This is a genomic window from Shewanella marisflavi, from assembly GCF_023283925.1.
In the GTDB taxonomy this organism is placed as follows: Bacteria; Pseudomonadota; Gammaproteobacteria; order Enterobacterales; family Shewanellaceae; genus Shewanella; species Shewanella marisflavi.
Map to the genome: position 1 here is coordinate 167,091 of NZ_JAKIKX010000007.1, position 20,479 is coordinate 187,569.

19 protein-coding genes and 2 riboswitches are annotated in these 20,479 nt (G+C 52.9%); of the genes, 10 read left to right on the plus strand and 9 right to left on the minus strand.

Annotated features, from left to right (window positions below):
* Window positions 1-102: 102 nt before the first annotated feature.
* Window positions 103-348, minus strand: a complete 246-nt coding sequence (locus L2712_RS14645) for a thioredoxin family protein (RefSeq protein WP_033538817.1) — start codon at window positions 346-348, stop codon at window positions 103-105.
* A gap of 63 nt (window positions 349-411) precedes the next feature.
* The gene (locus tag L2712_RS14650; protein WP_248978203.1) at window positions 412-729 is read right to left on the minus strand and encodes an ArsR/SmtB family transcription factor; all 318 of its coding nucleotides are present in this window, start codon (window positions 727-729) and stop codon (window positions 412-414) included.
* Between the two features lie 354 nt (window positions 730-1,083).
* Here L2712_RS14650 and L2712_RS14655 point away from each other — a divergent pair, with 354 nt between their 5' ends.
* Window positions 1,084-3,111: a S9 family peptidase gene (locus tag L2712_RS14655; RefSeq protein WP_248978204.1), complete on the plus strand. Its 2,028-nt coding sequence runs from the start codon at window positions 1,084-1,086 to the stop codon at window positions 3,109-3,111.
* Window positions 3,112-3,179: 68 nt separating this feature from the next.
* On the opposite strand, the gene L2712_RS14660 is transcribed toward L2712_RS14655, so the two are convergent.
* From L2712_RS14660 to L2712_RS14670, 3 genes are all read right to left on the minus strand, one after another.
* Entirely contained in the window at window positions 3,180-3,434 is a 255-nt protein-coding gene (locus L2712_RS14660) for a DUF2999 family protein (RefSeq protein ID WP_033538815.1), read from the minus strand.
* A 58-nt stretch (window positions 3,435-3,492) separates the two neighbouring features.
* Window positions 3,493-5,085: a bacteriohemerythrin gene (locus L2712_RS14665; RefSeq protein WP_248978205.1), complete on the minus strand. Its 1,593-nt coding sequence runs from the start codon at window positions 5,083-5,085 to the stop codon at window positions 3,493-3,495.
* Between the two features lie 153 nt (window positions 5,086-5,238).
* A complete protein-coding gene (locus L2712_RS14670) occupies window positions 5,239-5,718 on the minus strand; it encodes a hypothetical protein (protein ID WP_033538813.1) in 480 nt (159 codons plus the stop codon).
* 236 nt (window positions 5,719-5,954) lie between these two features.
* Here L2712_RS14670 and L2712_RS14675 point away from each other — a divergent pair, with 236 nt between their 5' ends.
* Window positions 5,955-6,641 (plus strand): hypothetical protein, encoded by a 687-nt coding sequence (locus L2712_RS14675; protein WP_033538812.1) that lies wholly within the window; start codon window positions 5,955-5,957, stop codon window positions 6,639-6,641.
* A 342-nt stretch (window positions 6,642-6,983) separates the two neighbouring features.
* On the opposite strand, the gene L2712_RS14680 is transcribed toward L2712_RS14675, so the two are convergent.
* Window positions 6,984-8,357 carry an alanine/glycine:cation symporter family protein gene (locus L2712_RS14680; protein WP_248978206.1) on the minus strand — a complete coding sequence of 458 codons (1,374 nt, stop codon included), beginning with the start codon at window positions 8,355-8,357 and terminating at the stop codon, window positions 6,984-6,986.
* Window positions 8,358-8,572: 215 nt separating this feature from the next.
* Window positions 8,573-8,694: riboswitch (glycine riboswitch) on the minus strand.
* A gap of 8 nt (window positions 8,695-8,702) precedes the next feature.
* Window positions 8,703-8,812: riboswitch (glycine riboswitch) on the minus strand.
* 410 nt (window positions 8,813-9,222) lie between these two features.
* On the opposite strand from L2712_RS14680, the gene dauA reads away from it, so the two are divergent.
* Window positions 9,223-10,932 carry a C4-dicarboxylic acid transporter DauA gene (dauA, locus tag L2712_RS14685; RefSeq protein ID WP_428848620.1) on the plus strand — a complete coding sequence of 570 codons (1,710 nt, stop codon included), beginning with the start codon at window positions 9,223-9,225 and terminating at the stop codon, window positions 10,930-10,932.
* Window positions 10,933-10,948: 16 nt separating this feature from the next.
* Here dauA and L2712_RS14690 read toward each other — a convergent pair whose 3' ends face one another.
* Entirely contained in the window at window positions 10,949-11,584 is a 636-nt protein-coding gene (locus L2712_RS14690; RefSeq protein ID WP_248978208.1) for a flavin reductase family protein, read from the minus strand.
* A gap of 133 nt (window positions 11,585-11,717) precedes the next feature.
* Between L2712_RS14690 and L2712_RS14695 the strand changes: the two genes are divergently transcribed.
* From L2712_RS14695 to L2712_RS14710, 4 genes are all read left to right on the plus strand, one after another.
* The gene (locus L2712_RS14695) at window positions 11,718-13,079 is read left to right on the plus strand and encodes a M24 family metallopeptidase (RefSeq protein WP_248978209.1); all 1,362 of its coding nucleotides are present in this window, start codon (window positions 11,718-11,720) and stop codon (window positions 13,077-13,079) included.
* 78 nt (window positions 13,080-13,157) lie between these two features.
* On the plus strand, window positions 13,158-14,174 hold the full coding sequence (locus L2712_RS14700) for a DUF2846 domain-containing protein (RefSeq protein ID WP_248978210.1): 1,017 nt from the start codon (window positions 13,158-13,160) through the stop codon (window positions 14,172-14,174).
* 289 nt (window positions 14,175-14,463) lie between these two features.
* The gene (locus tag L2712_RS14705; protein WP_248978211.1) at window positions 14,464-14,748 is read left to right on the plus strand and encodes a DUF134 domain-containing protein; all 285 of its coding nucleotides are present in this window, start codon (window positions 14,464-14,466) and stop codon (window positions 14,746-14,748) included.
* 9 nt (window positions 14,749-14,757) lie between these two features.
* Entirely contained in the window at window positions 14,758-15,300 is a 543-nt protein-coding gene (locus L2712_RS14710; RefSeq protein ID WP_248978212.1) for a NifB/NifX family molybdenum-iron cluster-binding protein, read from the plus strand.
* An 11-nt stretch (window positions 15,301-15,311) separates the two neighbouring features.
* Here the strand turns inward: L2712_RS14710 and L2712_RS14715 are convergent, their stop codons facing one another.
* Window positions 15,312-15,644 (minus strand): thioredoxin family protein, encoded by a 333-nt coding sequence (locus tag L2712_RS14715; protein WP_248978213.1) that lies wholly within the window; start codon window positions 15,642-15,644, stop codon window positions 15,312-15,314.
* A gap of 222 nt (window positions 15,645-15,866) precedes the next feature.
* Between L2712_RS14715 and L2712_RS14720 the strand changes: the two genes are divergently transcribed.
* A complete protein-coding gene (locus L2712_RS14720) occupies window positions 15,867-17,078 on the plus strand; it encodes an NnrS family protein (protein WP_033538830.1) in 1,212 nt (403 codons plus the stop codon).
* A gap of 41 nt (window positions 17,079-17,119) precedes the next feature.
* Window positions 17,120-18,508, plus strand: a complete 1,389-nt coding sequence (locus L2712_RS14725) for an ammonia-forming cytochrome c nitrite reductase subunit c552 (protein WP_248978214.1) — start codon at window positions 17,120-17,122, stop codon at window positions 18,506-18,508.
* Window positions 18,509-18,593: 85 nt separating this feature from the next.
* On the opposite strand, the gene L2712_RS14730 is transcribed toward L2712_RS14725, so the two are convergent.
* Entirely contained in the window at window positions 18,594-19,751 is a 1,158-nt protein-coding gene (locus L2712_RS14730; protein WP_248978215.1) for a putative sulfate/molybdate transporter, read from the minus strand.
* A gap of 266 nt (window positions 19,752-20,017) precedes the next feature.
* On the opposite strand from L2712_RS14730, the gene L2712_RS14735 reads away from it, so the two are divergent.
* Entirely contained in the window at window positions 20,018-20,443 is a 426-nt protein-coding gene (locus tag L2712_RS14735; RefSeq protein WP_248978216.1) for a hypothetical protein, read from the plus strand.
* The last annotated feature ends 36 nt before the right edge of the window (window positions 20,444-20,479 follow it).

The following is a 20,479-nucleotide window of genomic DNA, read 5'->3' on the forward strand; positions in this document are numbered from 1 at the left end:
TAGTGAATGTATGGTTTGAGCTTCTGCTTGGACCCTAGGTGGTGGGTCCAAGTTATCGCGCAGTAGCTATCGCGCAGTAGCTATCGCGCTAAGGCGAATTAATTACGCCTGATTGGCTTGATTTAGCAACAGGGCTAACTCAGCTTCCGATGGAACATGGCCTGAGGTCACCACCTTGCCGTCGATCACGATCGCCGGGGTCGACATCACGCCATAGGCGGCAATCTCAACCATATCGGTAACTTTTACCAGTTCCATCTCTATCTTTAAGCTATCGGCCACCTTCTGTATGTCGTTGGCCAGGTTGGTGCACTTTTTACAGCCACTGCCTAATACTTCTATCTTCATCTGTTTTTCCTTATCTGACGGATTGAATTTTCATGCCCGGCGCCCTTTAACAATGATGAACTATTACTTACCGCAGCAGCTGTCAGGCGTTTGCGTATCGAGGACGGTCTCGATACAGCTCAGCATGCTTAGCAGGCAAGGCGTTTCCAGGCGGTAGTAGATTTGCTTGCCCTCACGGCGACTGGTGACGATCCCCGCTTTTTTGAGCTGTGACAGATGCTTGGAGACGGTGGAGATGTCGGCATCGACCCCGTCGGTCAGCTCGCAGACGCATCGTTCCTGGTGTTCCAGCTGTTCAACTAGCCAGAGGCGGGTAGGGTGGGCCAGCGCCTTGAGTACGCCAGCGCGGGCATTGAGCCTGGTTTGCTGTGTTTGCGTCATCTTAGGATTCATCGCGCGCCTTAAAAATGTGTTGGCTTCATTTGGCATAATAGCCAAATGTTTTTTGGGAGAATAGTTTTTCATCAATGGCTTAGGGCTAAATCGTGATGGGTGTTTCACTTTTTATGGCTTTGTGAACTGGGTGTGAATCCTGTTTTGCGCTATTTGAAATTGCGCTTTTTCTTAGAGGTTCTACTTATTTCCTTGAGACTGGAGTGGGGAGATTGCGACTGGCGAAAAGGGCTACAGCTTTGTTATCGATAGCGCTAAGGTAGTGGGGTTAAGTTTGGTTTAAGTTTAAGGCACGATCATCTAGGCTAAATCAAAATAAAAACAACTTGAAGGAGAGGACGCGTGAAGAAAATAGTCACCCTGTTGCTGTGCATCTTGATGCCGGTAACAACTGTGTTTGCCGAGACGGGCAAGCCACTGTCGGTGGAGGTGCTCTGGCAGCTCAGCCGTATTGGCAATCCTAGCATCTCCCCCAATGGCGATTACATCATCGCCCCTGTGACTGAGTACGATGTGCCAGAAGATAAGGGCAATACTCAGTTGTGGTTGTTCGATAAAGACGGTGAGCAGCAGCGCGCCCTGACCGCTAAAGGGATGCGGGTCAGCGAGCCGGTATTCTCGCCAGACAGCAAGACTCTGGCTTTTATCAGTAAGCGTGATAAGGATGAAGCCGGTCAGATCTACCTATTGCCTATGGATGGTCCGGGCGAAGCTCAGCGCTTGAGTGAGGTGCCGAGCGGTGTCTACGGCCTTAAATGGGTGGGTGAGCACCTCTACTTCATCAGCTCGGTTTATCCCGGTAAGAACTGGACTGAGATAGGCGAGCAGCTCAAGGCCGATAAGGATGACAAGGTGTCGGCTCAGCAGTGGAACGCGCTGCCCTATTCAAGTTTCGATCACTGGATTGATGAAGGCCGTCAGGCTCATGTGTTCCGTATTCCCGCTAAAGGCGGTGATGTGGAGGCGATTACTCAGCCCCTAAACATTGAGCTGCCGCGCTCATACCAAAGTGCGGGAAGCTATGATATCAGCCCGGATGAAAGCTGGATTGCCTTTAACGCCAATGGCAGTGATGATCAGGTTAACCCTAAGATAGATATCTTCCTGGCGGCTATTGGTAGTGGCAAGGCTGAGAATATCACCCCAGACAATCTGGCACCGGACAGCAACCCTAAGTTCAGCCCTGACGGAAAAACCTTGGCCTTCACCCGCCAGCACATTCAGGGGTTCTACGCCGACACCGCCAAGCTGATGCTGTTTGATCTGAACAAGCGCAGCACTAAGATGCTGGCCAAAGAGTGGGACCGCTCGGTTTCGCGCTGGGTGTGGACGCCAGACAGTAAAGGCTTTTACGGCGCCATCGACGACGCGGCCACCGTTCGCCTTTATCATATCAATGCTAAAAACGGTAAGGTGAAGGCCATTACCAAGGCGACCAACTTCGGTCAGCCTGCTGTGGCGAATGACGGCACGCTAGTGGTGGCCAACGACAGCTTCTTATATCCGGCGCGTCTGGTGAAGCTCAATCCCAAGAACGGCAAGATGACGCGTTTAGACAGCTTTAACGACGAGATCCTTGCGGGTGTCGACTTAGGTACCTATGAGTCGGTGACCTACAAAGGCTATCAGGACAAAGAGATCCAGATGTGGGTACATTACCCACCAGGATTTGATCGCAGCAAGAAGTACCCTTTGATGATGCTGGTGCATGGCGGGCCACACAACGCCATCTCTGACGGTTTCCACTATCGCTGGAACGCTCAGACCTTTGCCTCTTGGGGCTATGTGACAGCCTGGCCTAACTTCCATGGCTCTAGCAGCTTCGGTCAGGAGTTTGCCGACAGCATCAACCCAGACTGGAAAAACAAGTCACTGGAAGATGTGCTCAAGGCGGCCGATTGGTTTAAGCAGCAATCCTGGATCGACGATAAGCGCATGGTGGCTGGTGGTGCCAGCTACGGCGGTTACCTGACCTCTATCATTCTGGGGCAGAAGCATCCCTTCAACGCCCTGCTGATCCACGCTGCCGTATACAACATGTATTCGCAGATGGCGGCCGATTTTTCTGTGCATAGTCCACGCTTTGGCAACTACTGGGATAACCCAGAGATCTACCAGTCTATCTCGCCTCACTATGGCGCGGCCAACTTCAATACGCCGACCCTAGTGATCCACGGTCAGCTGGATTATCGCGTGCCTGTGGGCCAAGGCTTTGAGCTGTTTAGAACCCTGCAGACCCGTGGTGTGGAGTCGCGCATGATCTACTTCCCTGACGAGAATCACTGGATCATGAAGCCCAATAACTCCATCTACTGGTATAACCAAGTGAAAGATTGGATGACCCGCTTCGCCGAGCCGGGCGGAAAATAATCCGCTTGTAATAAAAAAGGCTGCCCCGATTTATTCAGGGCAGCCTTTTTTTCACTCATCTGGCTTGATTAAGGTTGCTGTAGCTGGGCCTTGGCCGCCTCTACCTTGGCGAAATCTAATCCCAGCTCGGTCACGGCTTCTTTGATAAGGGCCGGGTTTTGCATCACCAGCGCCATCAGCTGCTGCAGTTTTTCAGGGGCGATGCCCAGCTGGCCAATGGTGCCCATCGCCATCAATGGGTTTTCGGTCAGGGCCTGAAACAGCTCCTGGATCTGAGTGTCGCTGACATTGTGTTCTTTTAAGATCGCAATAATGGGATTCATTGCATTACCTTATCTTGGTTAAAAGTAAAACAGGCCGCAAGTTTAGCATCCTCTGCGACTAGCTCAAGCCATTCTCCTTGAAGCAGGCGACAAAAGCCTTGTCTTCCTTTTGGATATGCTGGCTAAGCCAGTTTTTCAGAAACGCCATCAACTCATCACCAATATCTTCTCCCTGTTCGACCCGGCGTTGAAACGCCAGCACCTTGCCCACCAGTTGGTGGTGGAAGTCGGTATGTTGCTTGTCCTGGGGATAGCCGAATTGTTCAAACAGCGTCTCCTCATACTTAAAGTGGTTGGCGGTGTAATCGATCAGCCCCTGTACCACCCGCTTGATAGAGGCCAGGCCATAGTTGTGATGCAGTAGGTAATAGAGTTCGTTGATCAGGTGTATCAAGGTTTGGTGCTGGCGATTGATCTCGGCCAGATTAAGATCCAGTGCGTCGCTCCATTCGATCAGTTTCTCGCGGCGCTTATCTTCGCGGGCTATCTGTTCGCTGTCGGTGGCAAAACGATGCAGTAGTGAGTCGATTTCGCCCGCCAGATTTCGCACTGTGATACTGGCCAGCAGGGTTTCCTGAGTTGCTTTAACATTCTCATCTGACACCTTATCCACTTCCACCAGACAGGTATCCAGCAATTGAGTCTGTTCAACCTGTTGTTGCGAAGCCTCGGCGATCTGATGGCCTAGCGTGTCTATGCTTTCAATTTGTGCCACGAGTTGTTCGAAGTGGCTTTCAGCCTCTTTGGCGACAGATTGCGAGTGCTGCACGCTCTGGCGATTTTTCTGCATAGTGGTAATGGCGCTACTGATCTGAGTTTGCAGGTTAGCGATCTTGTTGCTGATATCTTCTGTGGCTTCCTGGGTACGCTGTGCCAAAGATCGCACCTCGTCGGCCACCACGGCGAAGCCTCGACCCAATTCGCCTGCCCGGGCACTCTCGATAGCGGCGTTGAGGGCTAGCAGGTTGGTCTGCTCGGCGATGCTGCTGATGGTTTCTATCACCTGACCAATTTGCAGACTCTCCTGCTTCAGCAGCTCGAAGTTTTCATCTGAGGCGGCAAACTGTTCGCCCACCTCTTCCAGCGCTAGCTCAAGGGAGCGCATCTCTTTCTTGCCTCTATCTGCCTGAAGTTTCGACTCGCTGGCGAGCTGCGAGGTGGACTCACAAAAGCTAGAGACCTCGGCTGTGGTTTCAAATAAGCGAGCGACGATCTGCTTGGCCTCCAAAACATCGGCCTTTTGCCGTATCGCGCCGCCTTTCGAGGTCTCTGAATCTGTCTGTACCGTATCGGCCACATTGACCAGTTTCAGGGTCGACTTATTGAGGGAAAACAGGGTGCGAGAGAGGTCTTCGCCTATCTGATTGAAGGCCTTGAACAGCGGCCCACCAATGGCGGTTTGAGTCTCTAAGCGGACGCGAAGATCGCCCTCAGAAAGCTGAATTGCGGCGTTGCGCAGTGTGTTTAACATGTTACGCATCGACACTTGCACAGAGAGAATAAGCAGAAAGTAAACCAGTAGTAATAATAACCAGGGCCATTGGCCTTGTTGCAGGAGGAGATAAGCTATCGGTAGTAGGGGAACGCCGAGCAGCAGACTCCATTGAAAGGCTGTCAGCGAAGCGATCCTTTTCGCCATTTTATCAATCATTCCGAAACCTTATGTTGGGTGGGGCTCCTTAAAATTTAGTCTAAATTTACCAAATGGGTACTATTGCGAATGATTCAACCGCCGGACTGCGAGTTGATAGCAGTCAGGCGGTTTGCGAGACAAGCCTAAGGGGGCTATCTGCCCCTGTCAGCTTTAGAGGAGTGGATCGCTGGATTTGCTCTCGACTTGGCCAATGATTTCGATATCGCTGAGGGTAGAGAGTACGCCCCATTGCTGAATCGTCATCATATCTTTAACCTCTTGGGCCTTAAAACTCAGTCTCAGGCCATCTTTACGGTATTCCTGTGCTAGGTTCTGCGGCAGGATCTGGCGGCCATCGTCTGTGATAATGCCCCAAAAACCGCCTTCAAGATTGAAATATCTAACCGTGCCTTGTGTCATATTGATGCCCTTATCCGGTGAATGGGGTTGCTCGACTGAGAGGCCATTAGGAACTGCGGCGAGTTCATCGGCGCTGGGACGTTCGGCCTTAGGAGCCACTTGTTCTACTGGGGCTTTTGCTTGTTCCGCTGGGGCTTTTGTTTGTTCAGGCGTGGATTGCTGTTCTTGATCGCAGGCGGTTAAGGCGAATGCGGCGATTAGGGGAAGCGAGATTTTGGTAATGATACCCACAGATTAATTCCTCATATTCGAAATTGACAAGGAATACTGTAACAGAAAGCAGACCAATGCCTAGCTCAACGGCGGATAATTTAACGGTAACAGTGAGATGACGGTGGCGCATAGCCGGGGCTGAGGTTAACCTAGGGCTATATTTTCTTCTGCTCGCTGGCCAAGTAACATAGCCAACAAGATATAGACTCTATAAGCAATTGCCGACTCGATTTGGCAAAGGCAAGGAAGGCGTGATGTTAACTAACAATTTGAACTCTGCTAAGGGAATGGGCCGTCAACAGGGGGCAAGCACAGTGCAGATCCTCTTGATCGTGCTGCTGACCATAGTGCTGACCGCTGTGGCGAGTTTTTTCATTATTCGCACCTACATTTTCCCGGCGCCTTTTACGCCCGTGACCCTAAATGCCAAAGAGGAGCAGCGACTGGACAACAAGCTGTCTCAGCTGGGCTGGCAGGTGGAGCGTAACACCGAGGGGCAGCGTGGTGGCGATAAACTAGAGCCCGAGCCCTATCGCGAGCGCGACGCCGATCGTCAGGTGACCTTCAGTGAGAAGGAGGTTAACGCCATGATTGGCCGCAATCCTGACTTTGCCGAGCGGGTAGCGATAGATTTTTCCGACAACCTGGCCAGCGCCAAGATTTTAGTGCCTATCCCGCAGGATTTTCCCATTATGGCGGGTGAGATCTTAAGGGTTAATGCGGGATTGGATATCCATTTGGACGCCACTCGTCGCCCGGTGGTAGCGCTGGTGGGGGTTAGCCTGATGGGCGTGCCGATCCCTAATGCCTGGCTCGGCAACATGAAAAACGTCAATCTGGTGGGGGAGTTTGGTGACCGTGGTTTCTGGACGACTTTTGCCGACGGCGTCGACGATCTGCAGATCCGCGATGGCGAACTCTATCTTAAGCTAAGACGCTAGCGGTGGTGCTGATAACTCAGGCTCATGCTGAATAGGAAAAGTAAAAGCCGGTGATGAAGGCCGGCTTTCGATGCAGTGGTGTAGGGAGTGTGTGAGATGGTGCTTAATCCTTAGCTTGCTGCGTGTTCGCCTCCTGCTGCGTGCCACTCTCTTGTTTCGTCTCTTCCTGTTTAGGTTTCTCGGCCTGACCGCCGCATCCGCCACAACAACTCATAATGACTCCTGTTATCTCGATTAAGTGGCCACAGAGTACTTGATTAAAATAGTCGGGTATTTGATCTCGATCAGCTTTTAGTGACTTGTTGTGATCGCCGCCGGGATCGGTCGGCGATCACATAGGCCTTAGGCTGTGAGTTCTTGCGGCGCCGCGCTGGCGCGTTTAGCGGCGAAGTAGGTCAGGGTGTCGCCAATGATCACCTTACGCAGGCCGATCAGGGCGATGAGATTCGGGATCGCCATCAGGCCGTTAACCGTATCGGCCAACATCCAGATCAGATCCAGCTGAATAAAGGCGCCACCGGCGATAAGACTCAGAAAGATAAACTGATAGATCTTAATGCCGTTGTCCCCTAAGCGTTTCCCCGTCAGATAGTACCAACAGCGCTCACCATAGTAGTGCCAGCCGAGTATGGTGGTGAAGGCGAAGCAGACCAGGGCGATGGTCACCAGATACTGACCGACGATGGCCGAACCGCCGCTGGCAAACGCGGCGCTGGTCATGGCTGCACCCGCGGTGTCTCCGCTCCATACGCCTGTGATGATCAGCACGAGTCCCGTCATGGTACAAATAATCAGGGTGTCGAAGAAGGTGCCCGTCATGCTGACCAGTCCCTGTTCTACCGGCTCCTTGGTCTTGGCGGCAGCGGCGGCAATGGGGGCGCTCCCCAAGCCTGACTCGTTGGAGAAGACGCCGCGGGCGATCCCTATCTGAATCGCCTGCGCAACCGTCGCCCCTAAAAAGCCACCGGCGGCCGAGATGGGGCTGAAGGCCGACTGCACCACAAGTTGTAATGCCGGGACTATCTGATCGCTAAAGGTAAACAGGATCCACACACAGGCCAGCACGTACCCCAGTGCCATGCTAGGCACCAACTTTTGCGCCACATTGGCGATCCGCTTAACGCCGCCCAGGGTGACCGCGGCCACGAGTAGCGTAAGGATGATAGCGGTGACCCAGGTGGGCACATGGAAGGCGATGGTCATGGCATCGCTGATGGCGTTGACCTGAGCAAAGGTGCCAATGCCGAAGAAGGCGACGCCGACACCAAATAAGGCGAACAGTTTGGCCAGCCAGCTAAGCCCTAATCCGCGCTCTATGTAGTACATGGGGCCACCGGCAATATTGCCGCGCGCGTCTGTGGTGCGATACTTGAGTGCCAACATGCATTCGGCATACTTGGTGGCCATGCCGAAGAAGGCCGCCAACCACATCCAGAAGAGAGCGCCCGGACCACCAATCTTAATGGCGGTGGCCACACCAACGATATTGCCCGTGCCTATGGTGGCAGACAGTGCAGTACACAGGGCGGCGAAGGAGGAGAGATCGCCCTTGCCACTGGCAGGCTTAAACAGCAATCTGAGCGCCAGAGGGAGCTTAAAGATCTGTATTAGCCGCAGACGCAGGGTGAGATAGAGACCTGTTCCCACCAACAAGCAGAGGGTGATAGGGCCCCAGACGATGGCGTTGATCTCGCTTAGTAACGCGTAAAAATTCATGGTGTTCCTCGAATATTAAACTCTAGGGTCCGTAGACCCCCTAATATGGAGGAGGAAAAGAAATGTCTGTTTGGAGACTGGCGTTTGTGGCTATTTGACAGCTATTAACAGTTACAGCTATTAGCTGTGACAAGCATTTAAATTGGTGGATACCAACTGGGCAAAAGCACAAACGACAGTGACTGAATATAGCCGGGGCTATAACCGCTACAGTCATCCTCTCCTCTGTCCTTTTGCCTGAGCGTTTCGCGTAGCGCCTTGGGGGCTACACTTTCGCCTTCGGCGCCGTGATACTCAGGGATCATCCTTAGCTCACAGTCTCTCCAGAGGCTCGTCCAGTAACAGTCCACGCCATCATCATGGCACCTGAAAGAGTGCTTTATCGCCGATAACGCCTGGCGAAAAAGTTGCCTCGTCGGTGTGGGGTTAGCTCCCCACTCTCCTGCTACCTTCATCCGAACGGAATCCGGGGGCGGCAGCCCCCGGGGCCGTATAGGATGCGCTAAACACCGCCGCATCTCAAGGGATCTACGTCACATTTTTAAGGGGAGGAGAGGGCGAAAGCATGAGTGAGATAACGATCATACTGGAGGGAGCATTGACGGCTGCTTTAGACCAAAGGCTTAAGATTTTTTTCGCCCAGCCCCTTACCATAGCGCCCTTCTAGGGTTTAGAATAAAAGGCCTTAACCGCATTGTGGTTATGCAGGCATTCTTTGCTTAGCTGTCCAGCCTCTACGCTCACAGAAACTTCAGGTGTATCGTCACCTCACGACTTGCCATTTTTTGCCAAGTGCAGACAAGCCTTGATCTCGACTCGTTACACTCGATGTTCGCCATTGTGTCGCGGCAGCTAGCATCATTTCATCGGGATCAACATGTTATCAGCAGTTAGAAAAAGCAGTAGCGCTAAACCCTCTTTGCAGGAGATACAGACCAATATCCTGGCGGGTTTGACCGTCGGGGTGATCGCCCTACCACTCTCTATGGCACTGGCGATTGCCAGCGGCGTGCCGCCACAACATGGGCTCTATACGGCGATGATCGCCGGCATAGTGATCGCCATTTGCGGCGGCTCTAAGGTCAACATCTCCGGGCCCACGGCGGCCTTTGTGGTGATTTTACTGCCAATCGTGCAGCAGTATGGTTTGGGGGGGCTGTTGCTTAGCGGTGTGATGGCTGGCGTGATTTTGTTGCTGATGGGCCTGGGTAAGCTGGGGCGATTGATTGAGATAGTGCCTTACCCAGTTACCGTCGGCTTTACCGCCGGGATTGGCGTGGTGATCGCTACTTTTCAGTTCAAAGACTTCTTCGGCCTCGAGGTCGCCGCGGGCGGCGAGCATTACCTTGAGAAACTCTCCTATATCGCTCAGGCGCTGGGCAGCATCGCCTGGCAGGAAACCCTGATTGGCGCCCTGACCCTGGCCGTGCTGCTAACTTGGCCAAGATTGAAATCTAAGGTGCCGGCGCACCTGGCCGCGCTGTTAGTGGGCGCCTTAATCGCCTGGGTGATGACCCAGTCTGTTGAGGGCTTTTCTGTGGCAACCATAGGCAGTCGCTTTAATTATGAGCTCGATGGCGTGCTGGGCAGCGGTATTCCACCCATTATGCCGAGCTTCGACTGGCCCTGGAATCTGCCGGGCGCCGATGGCCAGCCCATAGGCATAAGTTTCGAGTTGGTGCGTGAGCTACTGCCGTCAGCCATTACCATCGCCATTCTGGGGGCGCTGGAATCTTTGTTGTGCGCCGTGGTGGCCGATGGCATGTCGGGCAAGAAACATAACCCCAATGACGAGCTTATCGGTCAGGGACTGGGAAACATGCTGGTGCCTCTGTTTGGCGGTATTCCGGCAACGGCGGCGATAGCCCGCACCGCTGCCAACGTCAAGGCGGGGGGCAGCATGCCGCTGGCCTCAGTGGTGCATGGTCTGTTTATATTGGCGGGGATATTATTGCTGGCGCCGCTGCTCTCTTATATTCCCATGGCGTCTATGGCCGCGCTGCTACTGGTGGTGGCCTGGAACATGAGTGAGGCGAAGCATTTTGTGCGAACAATCAAGGTGGCGCCGAGGGATGATGTGCTGATCTTAGTGCTCTGTTTCGCGCTTACCGTGCTGTTTGACATGACGATTGCCGTGGCGGTGGGCATGGGGCTGGCAGCCATGTTGTTTATTCGCCGCAGTATCAGTTTGACCGACACCAGGGCGATAGAGACCAATCATCAGGCCTATAAGGTGCCAGAGGGGGTCGTGGTGTACGACATCAACGGGCCGCTGTTTTTTGGCTCGGCCCACAAGGCGCTTAAGACTATCGCATTGGTGCGCCCGGATGTGCGGGTGGTAGTTTTGGATATGTCTGAAGTGACCCTGCTGGATATGAGCGCCATCGTCGCCATGGAGTCCATCGCCAAGGAGCTGGCGGCGAAACAGGTGGGGTTAATTATCAATAACCTGCAACCGCGCATGTTGCTGAAACTCAGGCGCGCCGGGATCCGTAAGCGTCGCGGCCAGGTGGAATATGCCCGCACCATGGATGACAGCTTTGCCCTGGCGCGGCGTATGACGGTGCAGGCCTAAGCGGGCTGGGATTTGGCTATTTAGGCGCTGGCGGCCTTTGCATGTCGAAACGTAGCGCCTCTGAGATGCCATAGTAGGCTGAAGGCCCACCCGCCCTGAGAATGGGTTCGGCCTTGGCGGTCAGGTAGGTGCCATCGGCATCCAACAGTTGGCGGTCGATATGCACGGCGACTACTTCGCCCAGCACCAGCCAGGTTTCAATTTTTTCGCCGCTGGCCGATTGCAGCTGCAAAGACTGCGATAATTTACACTCGAAATTCACCGGGCTTTCGGCCACTCTGTCGGCGCCCACCAGATTGCCCGGCACTGGCGTGAGCCCGGCAAATTCAAACTCATCGCTATCTGGTGCTAGGGCTGCGGAGGTGAGATTCATCTTCTCGGCCAGTGGTCGGGTCGCCAGGTTCCAGACAAATTCGCCCGTGGTCAATATGTTGGCCAGGCTGTCTTTATAACCCACGCTGGCAAAGCCTATGATGGGTGGATGGTAGTTAAAGCAGTTGAAGAAGCTATAGGGGGCTAAATTACGTTTACCGTCCTGGCTGTGCGAGGCGATCCAGCCTATGGGTCTTGGCCCTATGATGGCGTTGAGCGGGTCGTGCGCTAAACCATGTCCTTTACTGGGTTCATAGTAATAACGTGCTTGTGTATCCATCTTATTGTCCTTTACCAAGACTGCCATCGATAGGGCTATTTAACGCTCCTTAACCTCGAAAAACAACTCTCTGGTCATGGACTGAGTTTTTGATTAGTCTAAAAAATCCCCGATATGAGAGATGAGAGAACTAATGCTGGCTAATAAGAATAATAACTTGAGCCTCTATGCTATTTTTTGGCTGTTGTGTTTGACCTTGCAGCCTCAGACCAGCCAAGGTGCCGCAACGGACGAGATACTGCCGCTGCGAGAACGGGCGGCTTTGATAGACAGCCTGACCGAGAAGCGTGTGCAGCAGTTGCTGCCCGAGTTGATGCGCGAAAGCAATATCGATATGTGGCTGCTGATCAGCCGCGAATATAACGAAGATCCTGTGCTGAAAACTATGCTTCCTGCGACTTGGCTGTCGGCGCGGCGTACTACCATATTGGTGTTTGCCCGTGATAAGCAGGGCGAGGTGAATGCCTATGCTATCGCGCCTTACAGTGTCGGCAACTTGTTCACTAAGGCCTGGGATAAGGAGACACATCCCAGTCAGTGGCAGGCGCTGAATGCCTTAGTGGAGCGTTATCAGCCCAAGCGTATCGGCGTTAACCGCTCTGCCAGCTGGGCCCATGCCGACGGTCTGGTATCGGGTGACGAGGCGCGGCTATTGCGTCATCTGCCGGAACCCTATCGACAGGCTCTGGTGTCTGCCGAGCCACTGGCGATTGGCTGGCTGGAACGTCGTATCCCAGAGGAGGTTGCCCTCTATCCCAGCCTAGTCAATATGGCCCATGAGATCATCGCCCAGGGCTTTTCCAATGAGGTGATACAGGTGGGCAAGACCACGAGCGAGGATCTGGTGTGGTGGTTCAGGGAGCGGGTAAGAGAGCTGAAACTGCAAACCTGGTTTCAGCCCAGTGTCACCATTCAAAGGGCCAAGCAGGCCGACCTGTCCGGTGATACCGTGATCTTGCCTGGGGATCTCTTGCATGTGGACTTTGGCATCACCTACCTGAGATTAAACACAGATACCCAGCAACTCGCCTATGTGCTGCGCAGTGGCGAGACCCAGGCGCCAGACTATCTGGTGAAGGCGTTTAACAGTGGTAATCAATTGCAAGACATATTAACCGCTCAGTTTGCCGTGGGCAGGACGGGCAACCAGGTGCTCAAGGCCGCACGGGAACAGGCCATTGCAGCCGGACTTAAGCCGACTATTTACTCCCATCCCATAGGTTATCACGGTCATGGAGCGGGTACGACCTTAGGGATGTGGGATGCCCAGCAAGGGGTTGCTGGTTCAGGGGATTATCCGCTGCACCTAAATACCGCCTACTCCATTGAGCTTAATAACGCCGTGTTGATCCCAGAGTGGGAGCGGGAGATCCGCATCATGCTGGAAGAGGATGCCATGTTTGACGCCAGTGGGGTCTGGTATCTCAATGGTCGCCAGACGGGACTTATTTTAATCAAATCAGCATTAAGTATGAAAACCCAGACAGAACAGTAATGCGTTTGTTGTATTTTTGTTGACAGTTGATTGGCGTAGCAGTAGCTTCTAGTTTGTTTTTTTTGAGGGAACAAAATCGTGACTAACTACAAGATACAAAAACATTTTTCGCTAATTTTAGGGCTTGTTTTATTAGGGCTGACAACAGGCTGTGCCACCTCTTACAAGGTGGACCCTGAGTTGGTCAGTCAATTCAAACCTGAGGCGACACCGACTCAGGATGAAACCTTCGTTTATGTGATTCGTGGATCTAATTTTCAGGGTGGGGCCCGCGGCGCTTGGGTGGCGGCCAACAAAGATGTGGTTGCCGATCTCTCCAACGGCAGTCATACCCTGTTAAAGCTGGCAACTGGGCTGAACTCTGTGCACCTGGTGCAGGGCCTGGTGGGATTCGGTTATAGCCGTGTGGACAATCGTCCCGGTGAGACAGTGTACCTGACCATAGATTACACCACGGGTAAGATGAAGGAGGTCGAGCACGATTTAGGGGTTTCTATGATCATGCAGACTAAGAAGGCCAAAGATATCGGGGCACCGAGAAAGAACGACGCCTACGATAACCTGATGGCCAATCCCGCCTTACTGGGCTTCCCTGTCATGAAGCTAGGTGTTGAACCGATTAAGCCCGATGCGAATTCGGCGGTGATCAACTTCTACCGCATGGAGAGGTTGATAGGTGAGGTGCCTTTTGATATTTGGTCGGAAACTGGCTATGTGGGCAGCACCAAGGCAGGCACCTATTTTCAGGTAAGAGTTACTCCGGGTAAGCATACCTTCGTATCGCTTTCAGAGCGCTATTCTGTCCTTCAAGCCGAGGTCGAGGCGGGTAAAGAGTATGTGGTCGAATACGATGTCGACATGGGATGGAACCAGGCTCATGTTCAGATCTTACCAATCGATCCTGTCAAATCGGCTAAGACCATCAAGAAGTGGCAGGAAAAAGCCAGGCTGATGGTGCTGGATGAGACTGTCGTGCAGCAGCCCGAATTTGCCCAGCGTGTGCAGATGGCAAAGGAATATCTGACGCCGAAATTTAAGAGCATAGATGCCGGCGAGATGAGTACCCGCATCTTGACTAAGCAGCACGCGCTCTAGTCCTTAAAGGCCGTATTTCAAAGGCGAATCACTGTTTAGGTGGTTCGCTTTGCTATTTTTTAGCCAATGCGAATATGAGCGCGTGTGAGCTGGCCCTCAGTTTCATTCCATAAGATCTTCCACAATCCAGTTATTGGCGTATGCCAATAACCTATGTTCAAACCGTTCTCAATGTCTTGCCCAGGTTTAGTCGCTATCGATTTGTGGCCATCAAATGATGGTTATGCCAGCTCAAGTTAATGTGGAAGTGGTTGAACTAATTGCTATTTAATCGATTAAGGGAATGGCCATGCCAAGACCTAAGAAATGCCGCCGATTGCAGTGCTGTGTACCCTGCAGCTTGTTCAAACCTAACGGTATTCCCAGTACTGAGCTAGAGAAAATCCAGCTTGATGCCGATGAATTTGAGGCCTTGGCGCTTGGGGACGTGCAGCGACTCAGTCAACTCGAGGCAGCGGCGTCTATGGGGATCTCCCGTCAGACCTTCGGCAATCTGTTGGCCAGGGCTCGTCAAAAGGTGGCGACGGCGATCACTCAGGGCCAGGCCTTGGTGCTGCCCTCATCGAATTCATAAGGAATTATCATGATAGTTGCTATGCCAATGAGCCGTGGACGTCTTGCGGCGCATTTTACCAAGGCGCAAAGGATCGGTTTTTTTAACGAGTATCACCAGTTAATCACCAGCTTCGATAATCCAGCACTTGAGGGAAACTGCCGTGCTAAGGCTGAGTTGCTGCGCCTGATCCAGGCTCAAAAGACAGATATTGTCATAGTGCAGCATATCGGCGAGCGCATGTTGGGTAAGTTGTTAGCGGCGGGTATTAGCGTTAGCCAGGGGGATAAAGAGGAGAGTATCGAGGTGTTGCTCAGTCAGACTAAGGTGCTGGAGCGGCGTCTGGTCGATGCCTCTATGGGGCGCGCCTCACTCAATCATGCCAAGAAGGGCGGTTGCTGTGGCAGTGGTGGCAGTTGCGGTTCGGTCGGAGGTTGTGGCTGTGGCGGTTTTGAGGCCGATAGTGTGCCACCTTCAGTGCTTCTGCAACCTTCAGTACTTAAAAAGTCTATGTCTCATCAAGACGTTGATGCGCCTGTTGCCTATGGTGGCTTTCGTCCCTTTAAAGGATAAACTCGCCACACTTAGTCCAGTAGTTGATAGGGGCGGGCGATCGCCTCTTTCACCTCGGCCAAAGAGAACACCTTGATAAAGCGCCCAAATGCCTGGCCGTGAAAGTAGAGTTCAATAACCGGCAGGGTAAATACTCTATGGGCGGCGGCAATGTCACCATGGGCTTCACAATCGATATAACAGAGCTGCACCTTTGGAAAATCACTGGCCAGCAGCTCGGCTAATCTGGGTTTGATACTCTGGCAGACGCCGCAGTGTTCCCCGCCAAACAGTATCATGACCGCTTGGGTGGTCTGTATGTAATGCGTTAGTGCCTCGGGGGATTCAATCTTGTCTGGATTCAACGGCCTTGCCTCTCTATATTAATGATTCGCTCTTGGGTGAGCAGGATGCCTCTAAAGAGGTATTTAAATTCAATATCATAGCCTAATCTCGCTATCTGGTTCACACTTCTTTATATCACCTTGAATTTCCATTGTTCAGCCGTGCTTGTCTCAGTAGACTGGCGACTATAAAGCTATATTTAAGATGTTTGTTTAAGCTTTTCTTTGGCAGAGGCGCAGAAGATGCTCAATATTGATGACCCTAAAGTGATCGACAAGACACCGGCGATTTGGCGTTTGGGTTTTCGGCCCTTTTTCTTAGGCGGTGCCCTGTTGGCCGCCCTCTATATACCGCTGTGGTTGATCACCTGGTATCTGCCTGAAATGAGTCTGTTACGGGAACATTTTTGGGTCAAGGTGGTGCCGCTCTGGTGGCATCCCCATGAGCTGCTGTTTGGCTTTGCCATGGCAATCGTTAGTGGCTTCCTGCTGACCTCGGTGCAGACCTGGACCAATCAGCCGAGCCTTAAGGGCTGGTCTTTAGCCTTGGTGTTTGCCTGCTGGTTACTGGCGCGTGTTTTGTTGCTATTGCCGCTTGAGCTGCCAGTCTGGTTACCGGCGCTATTTGATAGTCTGTTTCTCTTGTTGACCGCCGCCAAGCTGTGGTCTTGTATCTACCGCGTCAAACAGTGGCGCAACATAGGTTTCCCCATCATGTTGCTGGTGGCCACAGGGATCAACTTATTGAGTTATTACGCCCTGAGTCAGCGAGACTTTGTACTGAGCCATCATATCTGGCAAGGCATGCTTTGGTGGCTAGGCTTGTTGATCACTATTGTGGGGGGACGGGTTATTCCCTTCTTTACCGCTGTGCGTATTAAGCAAGCCAAGCCCGATCCCATCAAGGCGCTGGATTTGAGTGTGATTGGGCTGATGATCTTATTGATAGTTCAAGGGATCACTAAGTGGTTGCCCCTTGGTGCCGAGCAAGCCTTGCTTGGATTAGCGGCCCTGGCTCATCTGCTGCGTTGGTTACGCTGGCAGCCCCATAAAACCTTGAAAGAGCCTATGCTCTGGTCATTGCAGCTGGCCTATCTCTGTCTGCCCGTGACCCTGGCGGCTATCGCCTGGAACATTGAGGATGAGAATGCCTATCGTCATCTGCTGCACCTGTTTGCTATCGGCACCATGGCTGGGCTCTGTCTATCTATGATATCCCGCGTCTCTCTGGGGCATACCAGTCGTAACATCTATCAGGGCCCTAAGATGGCGTTTGCCTTTTTATCTATTAGCCTGGCAGCCCTATGTCGCGCCGTGATGCCCTTATGGTTTCCAGCCTATAGTGAGCTTTGGCTCTGGATGGCTGGCAGTTTCTGGAGCCTGGCCTTTGGCTGGTTTGTCTGGTGTTATGCGCCAATATTGACCCGGCCCAGAGTCGATGGACGACCAGGCTAGTCCTGGCGTAAGTAAGAATATTAATGAGTGTGGAAAGTCCAATGAAGAAACTAAGCGCTATCGCATTGAGCCTACTGGGCTGGTGCACCCTGAGTACGATTTCAAGTTCGGCCTTAGCGGCAGATGTGAGCAGTAAGGTGATGGAGAGCATGCAGGCCATGCAGGCCAAGTACCCTAATCAGTATGCCAGCTGGGAGGCGACCTCGACCCAAGATGCGCGCAGCGACATGCTGGCCAGCTATCCTGCCGCCATCATACTCTGGGCGGGATCTGCCTATGCCAAGGAATACCATAGCCCTAGGGGACACCAGTTTGCGGTAGCGGACGTGACTCATACCCTGCGTACCGGCGTGCCGCCGGAGGCGGGGCAGAAAGGACTGTCGGCGAGCTGCTGGACCTGTAAATCGCCGGATGTGCCAAGGCTTATCGATGAGCTGGGTGTGGAAGGCTTTTCGGCTAAGAATTTCACCGATCTCGGCACCGAGATGAACAGCGTCGTCTACTGCAGTGACTGTCATGAGCAAGGTAAGGCGGCATTGACCCTGCCGCGCCCCCACGCGCGAGATGCCATGGCCAAGGTACATCTGCCGTTCGACAAGCAAAATCAGTCGATGCAGGGGGCTCAGGTATGCGGCCAGTGTCATGTGACTTATTATTTTCAACCCGAGCGCAGCAATAAGGTGAATATTCCCTGGATCTTCGGTAGCAGTGCCGATTTGATCGAGAAATATTACGATACTCGCCGCTTCTACGAGTGGATCCATCCTATCTCAAAGACCCCCATACTTAAGGCTCGCCACCCAGAGTTTGAGCATTGGAGTCGCAGCGAACACGCCAAGGCAGGCGTCACCTGTGTAACTTGTCATATGCCGGCCGCTACCGACAGTGAGGGTAAAGCCTACACTAACCATCAGGTGGGCAAGGCGCTGCCAAATTATGACTCTGTCTGTCAGGGCTGCCACCAAGATAAATCGGCCTTGATGAAGCAACTTAACTCCGCTAAATCAGAGATTGCCGCGAAGGCCAGAAAAGTGGAGCAACTCCTAGTTAAGGCTCACTATGAGGCGGGCGCCGCCTGGGATGCAGGCGCGAGCTGGGCCATTATGAATGATGCCATCATGGCGATCCGTCATGCCCAGTGGCGCTGGGACTTTGCCATGTCATCTCATGGCAGTTATGCCCATAACCCTCAGGAAGCTAATGCTCTGCTGGATAGGGCGATAGTTCAGGCCGAATATGCCCGTCAAGGCCTTGCTGAGATCTTGAGCATGCTCTCTGTTACTAAAGTGAACTATCCCGATATCTCGACCAAGGAGGCGGCGCAGCAGGCGGTGGGTATAGAGCTGGATAAGCTGACTAAAGCCAAACAGGCCTTCATTAAGCAAGAGGTGGATAAGCATTGGCCGGCGGTGAGCCGTACAGGCTACTAAGGTCAATAGCTTAAATTGCACAACGCCAGCAACCAACCCCTGGGGTTAATGCTGGCGTTGTTATTTTCTGGATATTGAATTGTGTTTACAGTTTGAGATCTGAGATCAGATGCCACCGCCTGCGGCCCATCTCCAATATCACACCTACGGCGAGTCCGGCGGCGGTATTGATGGTGAGACAAACGGCAGCGGTGGCCAAGATCACTAAGATGCAGAAGGGCTTTCCATCGATAAAGCGCTGTGACCAGGCGAGTTGCAAGCCGGCGATTGCCAGCAGACTACCGAGAATCGCCAAGGGGATGAGTGATAACACCTGAGCTATGGTGTCACCCCAGCACAGGGCGATCACTAAGCAAGTCAGGCCAAACAGGGCCGGAGCGCGCCAGCTGCGGGCGCCGAAATGATACTGCACCGCCAACCCTCCTGCGCCATGACACATGGGCGTCGCACCAAATGGTGCTAACACCAGGTTTGCCCAGCCTGAGCTGGTGGCCAGGCGACGGGGCGTAAATCGTTTGCTGTCGAGCAGGGCATCTTGAGGGAATTTTCCACTTGCCATGGCTGAGGTGGCGATCACTGCATTGGTCAGCGTCAATGCCAGCTGTGGTAGTACAAGCAGGAGCGCCGCCGAGCTCCATTCCTCCATATTGGGCCAGCCCATTTGCCAGTCTGTGGTGGCCGATAGCGTAAAGCTGGCGGCACTGCCTTGAGTCGTTTGCCACAGCACGCCTAGCCCTAGTACCAAGGGCATAGCAAGATAAGGAAGCGGCAGGAAACGGCTCATGAATAGCGCGCTGAATGCCAGGATACCGATTAGCCAGGTACCGCTCATCATCTGTCCGCCCATCCAGATCAGTTGTAACCCTATGGCCAGTTGAATGCCGATACTGATGGCGGGTGACAGCTGCCTTGCCATCCAGTTGATAGCTCCGCTATAGGCCAAGATGAGTAAAATCAGCCCCATCATGATGCCACTGGCTTGCAGCATGCCCGGTGTCAGCCCCTGGGCGATCACCAGCGCGGCGATCACCTTCATAGGTTGTACCGGAATGGGTCTGCGGTAGAAGTAGGCGGTAAAGAGGGCGAACAGGCCAAACCCGAGAAAGATCCCCTGAGGGGAAAAATGGTTGATGGCGATCAGTCCGAGTACGAGGGGCAGGAAGGTGCCCAAGTCGGCAAAGGCGCCGCTAAACTCCCCCATATGCTGGTTTAAATGGTTAAAGAATTTGGTTTTACATCTCATATTACTTGCCGTGGGAAATCATCACTTAATTTAATGGCAAATTTAATGCCATATATTTTGTAGGCATTTATCGGTAAAACCGAGGCAAAATGGACTATTTGGTTATCTTGGGTGAGACAAGTTGTCACACTCTGAGTCGCCACTGGGTCAAGAGATCTCAACATTAATTATTGCTAATCATTCAAAAAGTGTGCGATTGACGTGGATTTCTGGTCGGATGTGTGTGTTAGTGTGTCGCTTCTGCCAAATGAAAAGGGGGTCAAGAGATGCAAGAAAAGCAGTTTGCCAAATTGGGGATAGTGTCTATGTTGGTGGCGACGACACTCCTGTTGTCGGCCTGCGCCAGCCAAAGAGACATCATGATAGATCAAGGATATCCAGTCGCTTATGCTGATGGCTACGACGATGGATGTCATAGTGGTAATAAGGCTGGTGGTAGCCTGTTCGATCAGTACAAGAAGGATGTCGCCAAATTCGACGCCGATAAACAGTATGCTCAGGGATGGTCCGATGGCTTCAGGCAATGTGAATCTGAGCAGGAGGCGATTCAGCGCCAGGTGAGGCTGAATCTGGAGCAGCAAAAGCTCAACGAACAGAAGAAACACAATGCCTGGGAAGAAAAGAAGTCAATGGAGCGCGAGGCGCTAAAGGGCATTGATACCAGCGGCCTGAAGAGCTTGTCTCAATCTTAGCGACTAGATTTGGTTAAATGAAAAGGCCCGCGAGCG

Coding starts and splice junctions, on each gene's coding strand:
- L2712_RS14650 (WP_248978203.1), bottom strand. CDS start 729: ATGACGCAAACACAGCAAACCAGGCTCAATGCCCGCGCTGGCGTACTC.
- L2712_RS14675 (WP_033538812.1), top strand. CDS start 5,955: ATGTTAACTAACAATTTGAACTCTGCTAAGGGAATGGGCCGTCAACAG.
- L2712_RS14735 (WP_248978216.1), top strand. CDS start 20,018: ATGCAAGAAAAGCAGTTTGCCAAATTGGGGATAGTGTCTATGTTGGTG.
- L2712_RS14680 (WP_248978206.1), bottom strand. CDS start 8,357: ATGAATTTTTACGCGTTACTAAGCGAGATCAACGCCATCGTCTGGGGC.
- L2712_RS14720 (WP_033538830.1), top strand. CDS start 15,867: ATGCTCAATATTGATGACCCTAAAGTGATCGACAAGACACCGGCGATT.
- L2712_RS14725 (WP_248978214.1), top strand. CDS start 17,120: ATGAAGAAACTAAGCGCTATCGCATTGAGCCTACTGGGCTGGTGCACC.
- L2712_RS14690 (WP_248978208.1), bottom strand. CDS start 11,584: ATGGATACACAAGCACGTTATTACTATGAACCCAGTAAAGGACATGGT.
- L2712_RS14695 (WP_248978209.1), top strand. CDS start 11,718: ATGCTGGCTAATAAGAATAATAACTTGAGCCTCTATGCTATTTTTTGG.
- L2712_RS14730 (WP_248978215.1), bottom strand. CDS start 19,751: ATGAGATGTAAAACCAAATTCTTTAACCATTTAAACCAGCATATGGGG.
- L2712_RS14710 (WP_248978212.1), top strand. CDS start 14,758: ATGATAGTTGCTATGCCAATGAGCCGTGGACGTCTTGCGGCGCATTTT.
- L2712_RS14645 (WP_033538817.1), bottom strand. CDS start 348: ATGAAGATAGAAGTATTAGGCAGTGGCTGTAAAAAGTGCACCAACCTG.
- L2712_RS14705 (WP_248978211.1), top strand. CDS start 14,464: ATGCCAAGACCTAAGAAATGCCGCCGATTGCAGTGCTGTGTACCCTGC.
- L2712_RS14660 (WP_033538815.1), bottom strand. CDS start 3,434: ATGAATCCCATTATTGCGATCTTAAAAGAACACAATGTCAGCGACACT.
- L2712_RS14665 (WP_248978205.1), bottom strand. CDS start 5,085: ATGATTGATAAAATGGCGAAAAGGATCGCTTCGCTGACAGCCTTTCAA.